Origin of the sequence: Enterococcus sp. C65 (assembly GCF_040887165.1) — a bacterium.
Lineage (GTDB): Bacteria > Bacillota > Bacilli > Lactobacillales > Enterococcaceae > Enterococcus_B > Enterococcus_B hirae.
In genome coordinates this window covers 1-12,905 of the sequence record NZ_JBFOFG010000004.1, presented here as the reverse complement: position 1 = coordinate 12,905, position 12,905 = coordinate 1, and the positions used below count along the sequence as shown (strand labels likewise).

11 protein-coding genes and 2 other annotated features are annotated in these 12,905 nt (G+C 37.4%); of the genes, 2 read left to right on the top strand and 9 right to left on the bottom strand.

Features of this window, described 5'->3' with window-relative positions; all coding sequences use genetic code 11:
* Positions 1-12 precede the first annotated feature (12 nt).
* The 3 genes from AB3I12_RS05180 to AB3I12_RS05170 form a co-directional block, all read right to left on the bottom strand.
* A complete protein-coding gene (locus AB3I12_RS05180) occupies positions 13-1,221 on the bottom strand; it encodes an ammonium transporter (RefSeq protein ID WP_063626682.1) in 1,209 nt (402 codons plus the stop codon).
* A 403-nt stretch (positions 1,222-1,624) separates the two neighbouring features.
* Complete coding sequence (locus tag AB3I12_RS05175; RefSeq protein WP_053765862.1) at positions 1,625-2,218, bottom strand: YitT family protein; 594 nt, start codon at positions 2,216-2,218, stop codon at positions 1,625-1,627.
* A 270-nt stretch (positions 2,219-2,488) separates the two neighbouring features.
* Entirely contained in the window at positions 2,489-3,376 is an 888-nt protein-coding gene (locus tag AB3I12_RS05170; RefSeq protein WP_010738325.1) for a hypothetical protein, read from the bottom strand.
* Between the two features lie 348 nt (positions 3,377-3,724).
* Here AB3I12_RS05170 and AB3I12_RS05165 point away from each other — a divergent pair, with 348 nt between their 5' ends.
* The gene (locus AB3I12_RS05165) at positions 3,725-5,062 is read left to right on the top strand and encodes an amino acid permease (RefSeq protein WP_010719900.1); all 1,338 of its coding nucleotides are present in this window, start codon (positions 3,725-3,727) and stop codon (positions 5,060-5,062) included.
* A gap of 131 nt (positions 5,063-5,193) precedes the next feature.
* Entirely contained in the window at positions 5,194-5,637 is a 444-nt protein-coding gene (locus AB3I12_RS05160; protein WP_034699754.1) for a DUF305 domain-containing protein, read from the top strand.
* A gap of 69 nt (positions 5,638-5,706) precedes the next feature.
* Here AB3I12_RS05160 and nhaC read toward each other — a convergent pair whose 3' ends face one another.
* The 6 genes from nhaC to AB3I12_RS05130 all read right to left on the bottom strand — a co-directional run bounded on the left by nhaC (position 5,707) and on the right by AB3I12_RS05130 (position 12,730).
* Positions 5,707-7,119: a Na+/H+ antiporter NhaC gene (gene nhaC / locus AB3I12_RS05155; protein ID WP_010738327.1), complete on the bottom strand. Its 1,413-nt coding sequence runs from the start codon at positions 7,117-7,119 to the stop codon at positions 5,707-5,709.
* A gap of 372 nt (positions 7,120-7,491) precedes the next feature.
* Positions 7,492-8,727, bottom strand: a complete 1,236-nt coding sequence (locus AB3I12_RS05150) for a M20 family metallopeptidase (protein WP_063626680.1) — start codon at positions 8,725-8,727, stop codon at positions 7,492-7,494.
* 74 nt (positions 8,728-8,801) lie between these two features.
* Complete coding sequence (locus AB3I12_RS05145) at positions 8,802-9,638, bottom strand: MetQ/NlpA family ABC transporter substrate-binding protein (RefSeq protein WP_063626678.1); 837 nt, start codon at positions 9,636-9,638, stop codon at positions 8,802-8,804.
* Between the two features lie 13 nt (positions 9,639-9,651).
* Positions 9,652-10,332 carry a methionine ABC transporter permease gene (locus AB3I12_RS05140; RefSeq protein ID WP_010719905.1) on the bottom strand — a complete coding sequence of 227 codons (681 nt, stop codon included), beginning with the start codon at positions 10,330-10,332 and terminating at the stop codon, positions 9,652-9,654.
* Position 10,333: 1 nt separating this feature from the next.
* On the bottom strand, positions 10,334-11,407 hold the full coding sequence (locus tag AB3I12_RS05135) for a methionine ABC transporter ATP-binding protein (RefSeq protein ID WP_063626676.1): 1,074 nt from the start codon (positions 11,405-11,407) through the stop codon (positions 10,334-10,336).
* A 62-nt stretch (positions 11,408-11,469) separates the two neighbouring features.
* Positions 11,470-11,707, bottom strand: a binding site (T-box leader).
* A 39-nt stretch (positions 11,708-11,746) separates the two neighbouring features.
* Positions 11,747-11,982 (bottom strand) — a binding site (T-box leader).
* Positions 11,983-12,058: 76 nt separating this feature from the next.
* Positions 12,059-12,730 (bottom strand): HAD family phosphatase, encoded by a 672-nt coding sequence (locus AB3I12_RS05130; RefSeq protein ID WP_063626674.1) that lies wholly within the window; start codon positions 12,728-12,730, stop codon positions 12,059-12,061.
* Positions 12,731-12,905 lie beyond the last annotated feature (175 nt).

The following is a 12,905-nucleotide window of genomic DNA, read 5'->3' as shown; positions in this document are numbered from 1 at the left end:
ACTATATTTAATTTATTTATTTTCAAAAAACGTGAAATCTAATCCTTCTTCTTGTTCTTCTTTCGTCGTCGTGATGATCGTTAGACACATGATGCTCTTTAAGATACCTGTTGTGAGCGCATAAGCGTATAAGGCAACTAGACAAACACCGATGATTTGAACACCTAATAGGAACCAGCTGTGTGAATCAGAGAGCAAATGAGCATTTGTAGCAAAAAGCCCAATTAAGATGGTTCCAGTAAAACCACCCATGCCATGTACACCCCATACATCAAGTGCATCATCCCAATTTTTCTTCTTACGAAATGCAACAGCATACTGACAAACAATTCCGGCAATGATTCCGATGATGATGGCACTTCTTGGATTGATATAGCCTGCACACGGTGTAACTGTTGCAAGTCCAGCGACAGAACCAGTTAAAATGTCGACAAAATCAAAACCATTCCCTCTGATTTTCGCTAAGATCAACCACGTCATCATCGCAAATGCCAACGCAACAAAAGTTGAACCAAAAGCATTGACCGCTTGGTAATCTGCTCGGAGTGCCCCTCCAGCATTAAATCCAAACCAGCCAAACCAAAGAAGACCTGTTCCAATAGCTGCTGCCATCAAACTACTATGTCCTGATCGTTCAGAAGCAGGAATCTTTCTTTGGCCAAGTGTCAAAATACATGCCAGCGAGCCGAACCCTGCAGTCGTATGGATGACAGCACCACCAGCAAAATCTCGGAAGCCTAATTGTGCTAAAAATCCGCCTCCCCATATCCAGTGACAAACAGGGAAATAAATCAGAAGATTCCAAAAAATCAAAAGCAAAACATAACCTTTAAGATTCAATCTCCCAGCAAAGGCCCCCGTCATCAATGGAACGGTGATTACGATGAACATCAATTGATATAAAAAGAACATCAAAAAAGGAATCGTTGCTCCATGTAATAAATTAGGTGCGTTAGAGACATGCTTCATTAAAAAAAAGTCAGCTGGATTACCAATTAGTCCACCGATATCTCTACCGAAAGCTAATCCAAAACCACCAAATATCCACATCAAAGTTGTTATTCCTACTGAAAGAAACGACTGTGCCATAATAGTTGTGATGTTATTTTTCCGTGCCAACCCGCCATAAAAAAATGCCAAGCCAGGAGTCATCAAGCAAACCATTGCGGTACATAAAATCATAAATGCTGTATCACCTGTATTGATAGGTAAATGATTCATTCATTTTCACCTCTTTTCTATAGCTTGAGTATAAAAAATTTTAACATCTGTTTTTTGTTTATCTTTTTGTGTTTTGTATCGTCAAATCCGAAATAAACTAAAATATTGGTCTAATTACTTCTTAAAAATCTTACTTTATTTAATATGTATCCGTTTTTTCAATCACTTTATCCAGCTGTCTGATGGACTTTCAGAGAAAATCGGTACAATAATAATGTTGTTTTTTGTTTTTTTATTTTGTTATCGTTCAACTTTTTGAACAAAAATAGACTTTCTCTTTATTTTTTTCATTAAACTGAATCATTAGTAAACAAAACAAAAAAGAGTCTGGACATCAATCCGACTCTTTCTATGTAATAGATATATAAATGGTGTTCGATTCGCACAAAATTGCTTCACACGTTTAAATTCTATTCAATTGCTTTAGTGTTAATCCAAAGATTGGTCCAATCGCTAGTACACATAGAAGTGTTCCGATACCAATAGGGGCACCTAATAATACGCCTACAACGACCATTAGTGCATCTAAACCGATCCGAATAAAAGTTAAACTGAATCCCGTAAATTTATAAAGCAATTGAGTCAGTGCTTCTAGTGCGGCAGATCCTTTGTTTGAAGAAACATATAATCCCGCTCCAACCCCAAATAAAATAGGGGCTAAAAGAACTGCCATGATCGAATAGCCAGTCATGTTAACTGAAAGTTTATTTAGCCATGGTTCAATCTGTCCAATCAGTAATCCCAATCCAAAACCATTGATTAAACTACCGATCCCTAATTCTTTTCGATTGAAGATAGCAACGATTCCTAACACTACTGCATTAAACAACAAACTAGCTACCCAAAAGGGAATATCAATCAACGTCAACATACCTAATAAAAAAACACTGATCGTATCTGCGCCTTTATGTGCAGTGATCAATAATGTGATCGCTAATGCAATCATACTTGTCCCTAAAATCACTTGTATTATTTTTTTTCGTTCTAATCTATTCATTTTTCCTCCATCAAACCAAAAGATCCGCTTGTTGAACAATCAGATATTAAACAAATGACGATACATTTATCATATCTGATACGCCAACTAAACCTATGGAGCCTATTTTACTATTAAACAGGAAGAAATAACTATCAACTATTACGGCTACCACTGAAATAATTAACGTAAAAGGAAGCGATTTATCTGGTATAATGAGAAAAGGTTTACATCGTTAAAAGAACGACTGTTTTTCTAAAAAATTTTTCCAGCTTTTTCACCCATACATTCTTAATCTTCTTTATGATACTCATATTTTTCAAAGTCTACTTTATCTAGCCATAAGAACCTTTGAGCCCAATTATTGACATCAAAAAAGTTTAAAATGTTCGGATCAACTGGCTGAAAAGGTGAATGCAGGAATTCCGGCAATTCATCCAAATTTCGTTCCTGAAGTAAAAAGATATTTTGAGGATTATAAAAATAGTAGCTTTTAATTGCTTCATTGTCAGTCACTAACTTTTTCTCAAAAAAACTAGATTCAAAAGTTCGTAAAGTGACTCCTTTTTGTCCTGCTCTCATGAGTTCTAAAATTCCTTGTGATTGTGCGGTCAATGCTAAATAATCTGCGTAAGAAAGATAATTCGCCTGCTCATTTCCTCGTGAAGGTAAAATATAATAATTGGTTGTAAGTCCACGCTGTTCAAATTCCTTGCGATAGCTCTCTGCTAGCTCCTTACGACCATTATCAGTGGCACCAAAAAACAAATCAGAAGTGACTTCCACCTGAGGAATCTTCATCTTTTTAGAATAAAATGAACTATTGTGGCGTAATCCAAGTTTTTGCGCCTCTATCCGGTCAAAATGGTATATTTCATCGACGGCCGATTCGTTTTGTGCTTGTTGAAGCATTCGAAAGTGTTCCTCTTCTTTCAAATGATTCCAAAAGTATAAAACGATTTTAGCTGTTGTATAAGGGCGGATCTTCGCAGCTATTTCCGTTTCGAATCCATAATCTAAAAAAACGATCAATTCATATTCTTTCAATTTGGGATGGAAAAAATTAAAATACACTGGATCTAATAAATCTTTTCCCGAAATGACATCTAAAGAATCAATAGAGGGTAAAAAATACAACGCTTTATCTTTTGCAACCAATAAGATAGGCAATTTTGACATTCTGGTTTCCTCACTTTCCTATGACCATTATGGTTCATTTGATTAATTCAATAGTAACATGAAAATTAGTGATTTTTTGCTATCATAATTTCTTCCCTTAGGAAAAGACAAACAAAACGCTCTCTTATTAGGGTTTGCTCCTACTATCAAGTTTTACGCTTACATAGGAAATTTATGACAAACATATGATGTTTTCATTAAAGTAGAAATTTTTATTTACAGAATTGTTGAAATTGTCAGATAATTTGCTATGATATAAAAAGTTATTTTTCTACTTAATATAGTTATCAATCATTTGACTGCGATTGTTTCGTCGTCAATAGTTTAGTCTTAGAAAAGGGGTTGCTTATGGAGAAAACTGAAACAAACAAACTAAAAAAACAACTAAGTTCCAGACACATCACGATGCTAGCACTGGGGGGTGCTATTGGTGCGGGACTATTTAAAGGAAGTGGCGAAGCTATTGGGATTGCCGGTCCTGGTGTCTTGATTGCTTTTTTGATTGGTGGGGCTGTTTTATTCATCGTAATGAATGGTCTTGGTAAATTAGTTTTAGATGACGGGGATACCCAGCATGGATTATCGGGGCTTGTTCGACCTTTTTTAGGTGCCCATTCTGCTGACTTTATCGACTGGGTTTACTATTCATTATGGACGATCAATATTATTGCCGAAGCTGTAGCGGCAGCATCCTTCTTACAATTATGGTTTCCAACGATTCCACCTTGGACCTTTGTCTTAATTCTAGCCGTGTTGACAACGTTGATTAATTTATATTCTGTGCGGTTATTTGCTGAAACTGAGTATTGGTTGGCATTTGCTAAAATCAGCGTAATCATATTGTTGATTATCTTCGGGATATACCTAGTAGGTCATCAAATGTTTGACATTGGGGTCTTTCCTACACTAAACAGTATTACGGATCATGGTGGCTTTGCCCCTCATGGTATGAAAGGAATCGTCAACTCGCTACTCGTAGTTATATATTCTTATGGTGGTTCAGAATTGATTGCGATCACAGTAAGTGAAGCCGACAATCCCAAAAAAGCGATTCCTAAGGCAATTCGTGGAGTAATGGGACGAATCATTTCATTTTATATCATTCCATTGTTCTTGTTGTTAATCATTTTCCCTTGGGATACCTTGGCAAACTCATCTGCTAGCCCATTTGTGATGGTATTTGAAAAAATGCATATTCCATTTGCCGCTGATCTTGTAAACTTTGTGATCATCTTAGCGCTCTTTTCTTCCATCAACTCAGGTGTATATGCTTCTTCACGTTTGCTGTATTTCCGTTTAAAAGACAAAAAAGGTGCAGCAAAAAAACTATCTGTTTTGAATAAACACCATGTTCCACAACGTTCCGTATTATTTTGCGCAAGTGTTTTATATTTAGGCGTTGTTCTTTCTTACTTTGTTGGTGACAAACTATTTGGCTATTTGGCTGGTTCTCTTTCCTACACTGTCTTAGTCATCTGGCTTATGATCAGTATTGCAGCCTTTATCCTTGCATTAAAGAAAGGTTCTCTTTTTGAAAAAGGGGTAAACTTATTAGCAATCGTAGTTTTAGGATTGATCTTTGTGGGAATCTTCTTCACTAATTCAATTGGTGTGACATTATTGACTGCCCTTCTTTACTTGGTGATTTTCTTTAGCTACCGCAAGAAAAATGATATCTTTGCTTAAAAGCCCTATAAATAGCTTGAGTTCCTTAAGCCAAAAACAAGCAACTAAGTTGTACCAAACAATTTAGTTGCTTGTTTTTTTGTAAGCTGAGAAGATAAAAGTTGGGGAAAAAATAAAAGGAGTGTTTTTAAATGAAAAAGTATTGGAAATTTTTATTAATGATTGGAGTATCGACCGTCATCATGTTTGGTATGATGTATTTGAATGTCTACTCGATCGATCATCTTTTCTTTAGTCGTACACGGGTGTTCATGGCATTGATGATGGGCGCTGTAATGGCGATCATCATGCTCTTATTTATGTGGAAAATGTATGAGAATAAAACATTGAACAAAATCATTTTAGGGGTAAGTGTCTTAGTATTTGCCGGTTCTTTGTTTATGGTCCGTAGTCAAACAACAGTCAGTGATGTCGCTTGGATGAAAGCCATGATCCCTCATCATTCGATTGCTATTTTAACCAGTAAACGTGCCAATTTGAAAGATCCTGAAGTCAAGAAATTAGCAAACGACATCATCGAAGCGCAAGAAAAAGAAATCGAACAAATGAAGAAGTTGATTGAAGAACAAAAATAAGTATATCGTAAAAAAACGCCCGAAACATTGCTGTTTTGAGCGTTTTTTTGATTCAAATATTCCGAGAGTTTATTCGTTTGTATCGATACCAAGCGTTCCATTCGGCTTTTCGTCTATTTTTTCGATCCCTAATCCAGTAAAGGCGCTAACCATTGAAAAAACTGGTGAGAGTAAACTGAAAAAGACAAATGGTAAGTATGTGAGAGTTGGAATCCCAAAGGTACTAGCTACAAAGCTGCCCGCAATTCCCCAAGGTACAAGGTAATTGATCACTGTGCCACCATCTTCTAACGTTCTACCTAAAACAGTTGGGTCAAACCCAGCTTTCTGGTAAGTCTCTTTGAACGCATTCCCAGGTAAGATAACTGATAAAAATTGTTCTCCAATAAAGAGATTGACACCAATACTTGTCATCAATGTGGTGAAAATCAATTTTGGTGTATTGGTCATTTTCTTAGAAACGACATCCATAACTGTGGAAATCAAACCGAATTCAATGAGTAATCCACCAAGTGATAATGTTAAAATGATCAAAGAAACAGTTGGCATCATACTTTCGATCCCACCACGACTAAGTAATGAATCAATTTGTTGATTGCCAGTAGTTGCAACGAATCCAGATTCAATCACTGTCGCTAAACTACTAAGAGAAGTTTGCGGATTCTGAATAAAGATCATCCCCACCGCCACAGCTATATTTAATAGAATAGTCAAGATAGCTGGTACTTTTTTCCAAGCACATAATAACATTAAGAACAAGGGAATCAACGACCAAAAAGAAATTGTAAAGTTTGCTTCCAGGATATCAGTGACTTCTCGGATAGCCGTTAGACTAGTTTCTCTATTTGTGTGTCCAAGAACCATGAACAAAAAGAAGGAAACGACAAAAGCTGGAACCGTAGACCACATCATATGTTTGATGTGCTTGAATAGATCGGCATCAACGATTGCTGCGGCTAGATTGGTTGACTCTGACAAAGGAGACATTTTATCTCCAAAAACAGCACCTGAAACAATTGATCCCACGACTAACGCTGGATTAATTCCTAATGTCGTACCAATACCGAAAAATGCGATCCCAATCGTTGACATGACAGTAAAAGCACTCCCTACTGCACTACCGACGATAGCACAAACAACAAATACAGAAGGAACAAACCACTTGACACTTATCAATTTAAAACCAATAACCATAAGTGTCGGGATAATTCCTGCTTGGATCCACACCGCAATCAGTGCGCCGACTAATATAAAGATAAAAATCGGAATGATTCCCGGTTTGATTCCATTGATAATTCCTTCATGTAACCACTCTGTTGGGTATCTTTTCACTACAGCGTAAAGCATGATCATTCCAATTGCTGCTAAGATCGTAATGTTTGGTGATAATTTTAATCCGACAACTCCAATTGCTATACTTGCCACAATCACCAATAAGACAAATACAGCTTCTTTAAAACTCGGTTTTCCTTTTTTCTTCATAATCATTCTCCTTTTTTAGTTAATCGAAGTACTAAAAAAGAATAGATATCGAATGACTCCGCCACAATTCATGGGCATTTCCCCCTCTAATCAAACAAAAAGAACTATTTTCAACTAAGGACGAATGACTCCGCGGTACCACCTTAATTAAAAACAGTTCTGTTTTTCACTTTGATTTAACTATTTAGTTTTTATTCCTTTTCATGTAATTCGACATTTCGGCTTGATCGGTTCGCAGCTACCACCGACTTTCTGAACAAAACACCTGAAACGCTACTATGTGAAAAGTTGACTTTCATGAAGTTTACCTTCTGCGAGATTTTTTGTCAATACAAAATGACTATTTTTTTCAAATCATAAATCATTATTTATTTAAAAAGTCGAACCAGTTAACTGACTTTTTTCTAAAAGTTGTTGGTGTTCTTCCTGAATCTTTGTCAATAAAGCTGGTTGTTCGAATAAATCTAAAGCGGTAGCCGCTAATAGTTCTGCTGCAATGGCGATCGATGCCAACCCTTTTTCACTTTTTGCGGCTGCTTTAAACTCTTCCGAATGTCCAGCGATATACTCATCTGAAATCGAAATAGTTGGTTGAATCGTCGGAATCACTTGACTGACATTCCCTACATCAGAGGACCCTAAGCTGGTCTTTTCTGTTACATCGATTTCCGTTTCTGGAACTCCAGCTGCTTTTGCATGTGTAAAAAACAACTCATCGAAAGAAGGTGTCGGAACCATATGATCTACCGCATTTTGAAACAAACCAAATTCATAGCTTGTGCCCGTACTCAACGCAGCTCCTTTCACGATTTGTTCCACTTTTTTAAAGACTATATCTAATGTTTGGCGATTGCCAGCACGTAAATAAAAACGTCCTGCAGCATATTCAGGGATGACGTTAGCAGCAACTCCGCCGTTAGTGATGATCCCATGGATATTGACATCTTTAGGTAATTGTAAGCGTAGTGCGTTGATACCATTAAAAACTTGAATCAGTGCTTCTAATGCGTTTACTCCCTTTTCGGGTGCTGCAGCAGCGTGAGAAGCAACTCCATAAAATTTGATATCAACTGGATCATTAGCTAGCGATTCGGTTGTTTTTCCGTAACGGTAAGCTGGATGAGCACATAAAGCAGCCGCCACATCGTCAAATAATCCCTCACGAACAAAGCTCCCTTTCGCTGAACCATTCTCTCCTCCTTCTTCCCCTGGTGTTCCATACACTCGGATCTCACCACCAATTTCGTCAATTTGTTTCTTAATGATACTCGCGGCTAATACGGAATACGTTCCAAAAAGATTATGTCCACACGCATGTCCAATTCCAGGAAGTGCATCAAATTCAGCTAAAAATGCAATCGTCGGACCTGGCTTATCTGAGCGATAGCTAGCAGCAAATCCTGTACGGTGTCCAGCGACCTCCTTTTCAACTGTAAAGCCTTCTTTTTCTAACTGGCGAATCAATGCAGCAGATGAATAAAATTCGTAATTGCTCACTTCTGGATGTTGATGGATATCCAAGGCAAGTGCTTGATATTCTGGTAATCGTTCTTGGATCGCTTCTTTCAATAAACTGGATCGATTCGTTGAAATAGTTGATGTAGTCATAAAAAAATTCCTCCTTGTATGCTGGCTTCCGATAAAAATTTCTAGTTAATTTGAGTTGTACTTTCTGATGATGCTCATTTACGACCAAAGGTTTTCCATGCTGGAACACTCGAACCTTTTGACGTTTCTTCAATGACTTTAGCAGTTGCTTCAGTTTGATAAGTATCAACGATTTTTTGATACGTACGGTTTGTTTCATCTTCTTTTCGGGCAACAATGATGTTGACATAAGGGAGGGCACGATCATCCACTGGTTCTAAGAAAATTGCATCTTTCGTTGGTGTGAACCCTGCATCGACTGCTACCCCACTATTGATGACCGAAAGACTCACATCGTTTAGCGCACGTGCTGTTTGCGAAGCATCCAATTCTGTGAGCTTAAGTTTTTTATCGTTTTCTGTCACATCAGAAATCGTCGGAGTCTGTCCCTTCGATGGATCAACTTTGATCAGCCCCGCTGATTGAAGAAGAAGTAAAGCGCGTCCCCCATTGGTTACATCATTAGGGATGGCTACTTTTGCACCTTCTTTTACTTCCTCAATCTTTTTGATCGTATTGGAATAGATTCCTAATGGGGCATTTACGGTGTTTCCGATTGAAACTAGATTTGTGCCATGTTCTTCATTATAGTTATCTAAAAAGAACTGGTGTTGAAAGGCATTCAAATCAATTGAGCCATCAGCTAAGGCCGCATTTGGTTGATTATAATCGGTAAACTTTACATATTCTAATTCAATATTCTCCTTTTTTAGACGTGCTTTTACATCGTCCCAAACATCTGTATCTTCACCAATCACCCCTAATTTGACAGTTGTTTCTTTTGTTTTTGTATCTGCCTTTCCTTGACTACAGCCTGCCAACCAAAATAATGCGACGAATGTCACTACAGCAAATCGAATCACTTTTTTCATTTTTTCTCCTCCATTAATGTGATATTTTTTTAATTAAAAAATTACTGATAAATTGACTTAAAAACACCAATGCCAAAATCAATAATGTCGCAACAACCGTTACGTCTGTTTGAAATCGATTATAGCCCCGAGAAATAGCTAAATTTCCTAAACCACCAGCTCCTACAGCACCTGCCATTGCGGTTAAGCCAATAACATTGATGATCGTTAAAGCTGAGACACGAATGATACTAGGTAGTCCTTCCAGTAAATAAACACGAAAAATGATACCCAATGGACTCGTTCCCATTGCTTGTGCAGCTTCGATAACACCGGGATCAACTTCAAGCAAGGCATTTTCGATTTGTCGAGCAAAAAAAGGAACGATGCCGACAATCAAAGGAACTAGTGCTGCCGTTGCTCCAATTGTTGTTCCGACAATAAAACGAGTCGTCAATGCAAGTAAAGAGAGTAAAATGATAAATGGAATGGATCGTACGATATTGATCACCTTATCAAAAAGTTCAAAACATAAGCGGTTTTCAATTAATCCTTTAGGTCGGGTAACGACTAAAACCACCCCTAATATAATGCCCAAGATTCCCCCAATCAAAGCAGACCAGAAAGTCATATATAGTGTTTGCTTTGTCGCTTCAATGAATTCATCTGGGATCAAATAAACATTTGGCAGATAGCTTTTGAGCCATTCGTTCATCTTAAACGCCTCCTTCAACGAGTTTGATTCTTTCTTGTGTTTCATGTTTTTGTAAGAGATTGACTTTGATACCTAATTGGATCAAATAATCTAGAGCTTTTTGTTTTTGAATGCTATCTCCCGCTAAAGTTACCACCAAACTACCTATCGGTGTTTCTTGCAGCCATTCGATATTGCCATAAAGAATGTTTGCTGTTACTTGGTATTTGCTATACAACTGGGCAATCAATGGTTCATTCGTTTGGCTCCCCACATAACTCAGTTCAACTAGCCACTTATCCGTAAGCTCTTCTGCAAAGCCTTGCTGTCCAGTAATCTTTTCCAATGCTTGATCTAAGTGAGTCGCTGTACGTATAAAATCTTTCGTTAGTTCTTCTTTTGGATGACTAAAAATTTGAACACTACTTCCACTTTCGATAATTCGTCCAGCTTCCATCACCGCCACTTTATTACAAATTTCTTTCACTACTTGCATTTCGTGGGTGATCAAGACGATCGTTAATCCTAATTGGCGATTTAATTTTTTGAGCAGCGCTAGAATTTGATGAGTCGTTTTTGGGTCAAGGGCACTCGTCGCTTCATCACAAAGCAATATTTTGGGATCATTTGCTAAAGCTCTCGCAATCGCTACTCGTTGTTTCTGTCCACCAGATAATTGGCTGGGATAGGCAGAAGCTTTTTCCTTTAACCCTACTAAATCCAGTAAGTCACTTACTTTCTGACGACGTTCCTGTTTTGATTTCCCAGTATACTTTAAGGAGAAATCAACGTTGTCAAAAATTGTGCGACTTTCCATTAAGTTGAAATGTTGAAAAATCATACCAATCGTTTTCCGTTCTTTTCTTAATTCTCTTGGTGTGAGATCACCTAAATTCGTCTGTTGGATGATTACTTCCCCCTTCGTTGGTTTCTGTAAGAAATTCATCACACGAACTAATGTGCTTTTTCCTGCCCCAGAATAGCCCACAATGCCATAGATATCTCCTTGGGACACCGATAAATTCACTTCATTGACAGCTGGAATGTTTTTTCCTTTTTGCTCAAAATGGACACTGATGTTTTTTAACTCAATCATTCGTTCTCCTCCTTGTTGTATAATAAAAAAGGCATCCTCAAGAAAATGAACTCAATCATTTCCTTGAGGACGCCTTTTTGCGTGTTACCACCTCATATTCAAGCTACATTCACATGTCGCTCCTCTTCAAGTACAAACATACTCTAGCGAGATACCGGTCGCAGCCGTTACCGCCTCACAAAATGCTTGGGGTAAAATGCTCAGTAGCCATTTTCCAATCGTTCCTCTTTGCTTCTTCTCAGCTCCCGAAGCTCTCTGTTAAAAGATTTCCAACTGTACTTACTACATCATTGCAAAAAAATATAAAAAAAAAATCCTCTTACCAACAAAAAATGTTAGTAAAAGGACGACGAATCGTGGTACCACCTTTATTCGGAAGTTTCCTTCCCTCTAGCCAACGTCTCATTCCTGAGAGATTGGGGTTCAGTTTAACGGTTGAACGACGACCGAATTTATCTACTTATCGACAAATTATTCTCCAAGGCCATTTTCAACTTTGCGGATTTGACTCTTTTCACCAAACAGAGCCTCTCTAGGAAATCGTTCAAGTTTACTTTCCTTATCAACGAATATACTAATTTAGTTGTTGCGAATAATTTACCGTACTCATAATTAAAAGTCAAGGAAGAAGTTTACAAAAAAATGATTGAATTATTTTGTTGTTTTTTTATCTAACATTTCAATAACAGTTCGTAAGTCGTTTCCTTCAGCAAGTAAATTTAATTTTTCTTTTTCTTCTGCTGTATAATTTCGTTCAAAACTAGTATCTGGAATTAAAACAACGCCCATCCCAGCTCGAGAAGCAGAAGTAGCTCCAACTAAAGAATCTTCCACTGCAAATGCTTCTGAAGCAACTAATTTTGTTCTTTCTAAAGCGGTTAAGTAAGGAACAGGTGAAGGCTTGTTTTCACTTACTTCATCACCGAATGTCATCGTATCAAAATAATTAGCCAAATCAAATTGGGCTAAGATATCAGTCGCTCTTTTAGTAACTGTCGTTGTTGCTAATCCAAGTCGTAAGTCTCGTTTTTTTAATTCGGCTAAAACTTCTTTCGCATAGGGTTTTAATTGTATCCCACCGTTATGAAGCTGTTGATAAAAATATTCTTCACGCTTAGCACGAACTTCTTGAACTTTTTCAGGGCTTCCAGCTGCTTTCACTAAAATGTCAAAACTTTGCTTCCAGTTTTTACCTCCCCAAGCATCTACTACTTCTTTGGGAATCGCTAAATCATACTGTTGGAATCCCCATAACCAACCATCACGATAAGTTTTCTCCGTGTCAACTAATAGTCCATCTAAATCAAATATTGCGCCTTTCATTTTTCACTATTCCTTTCAGAAAACAATATCCATAGTTTAGCATGTTTCATTGTTATTTGCACAGAACGAATCATATTTTCCTTTCATAATAAAATGAAAGGTATAGAAAAAAATGAGTCCGAAGCACTTTTGAAGTGCCCCGAACTCATGATTAGAGGTGAGAATGGATGGGTAA

Excerpts from the sequence above, each read along its gene's own strand:
- AB3I12_RS05130 (WP_063626674.1), bottom strand. The coding sequence starts at position 12,730 with ATGAAAGGCGCAATATTTGATTTAGATGGACTATTAGTTGACACGGAG.
- AB3I12_RS05165 (WP_010719900.1), top strand. The coding sequence starts at position 3,725 with ATGGAGAAAACTGAAACAAACAAACTAAAAAAACAACTAAGTTCCAGA.
- AB3I12_RS05140 (WP_010719905.1), bottom strand. The coding sequence starts at position 10,332 with ATGAACGAATGGCTCAAAAGCTATCTGCCAAATGTTTATTTGATCCCA.
- AB3I12_RS05160 (WP_034699754.1), top strand. The coding sequence starts at position 5,194 with ATGAAAAAGTATTGGAAATTTTTATTAATGATTGGAGTATCGACCGTC.
- nhaC (WP_010738327.1), bottom strand. The coding sequence starts at position 7,119 with ATGAAGAAAAAAGGAAAACCGAGTTTTAAAGAAGCTGTATTTGTCTTA.
- AB3I12_RS05175 (WP_053765862.1), bottom strand. The coding sequence starts at position 2,218 with ATGAATAGATTAGAACGAAAAAAAATAATACAAGTGATTTTAGGGACA.
- AB3I12_RS05150 (WP_063626680.1), bottom strand. The coding sequence starts at position 8,727 with ATGACTACATCAACTATTTCAACGAATCGATCCAGTTTATTGAAAGAA.
- AB3I12_RS05145 (WP_063626678.1), bottom strand. The coding sequence starts at position 9,638 with ATGAAAAAAGTGATTCGATTTGCTGTAGTGACATTCGTCGCATTATTT.
- AB3I12_RS05135 (WP_063626676.1), bottom strand. The coding sequence starts at position 11,407 with ATGATTGAGTTAAAAAACATCAGTGTCCATTTTGAGCAAAAAGGAAAA.
- AB3I12_RS05180 (WP_063626682.1), bottom strand. The coding sequence starts at position 1,221 with ATGAATCATTTACCTATCAATACAGGTGATACAGCATTTATGATTTTA.
- AB3I12_RS05170 (WP_010738325.1), bottom strand. The coding sequence starts at position 3,376 with ATGTCAAAATTGCCTATCTTATTGGTTGCAAAAGATAAAGCGTTGTAT.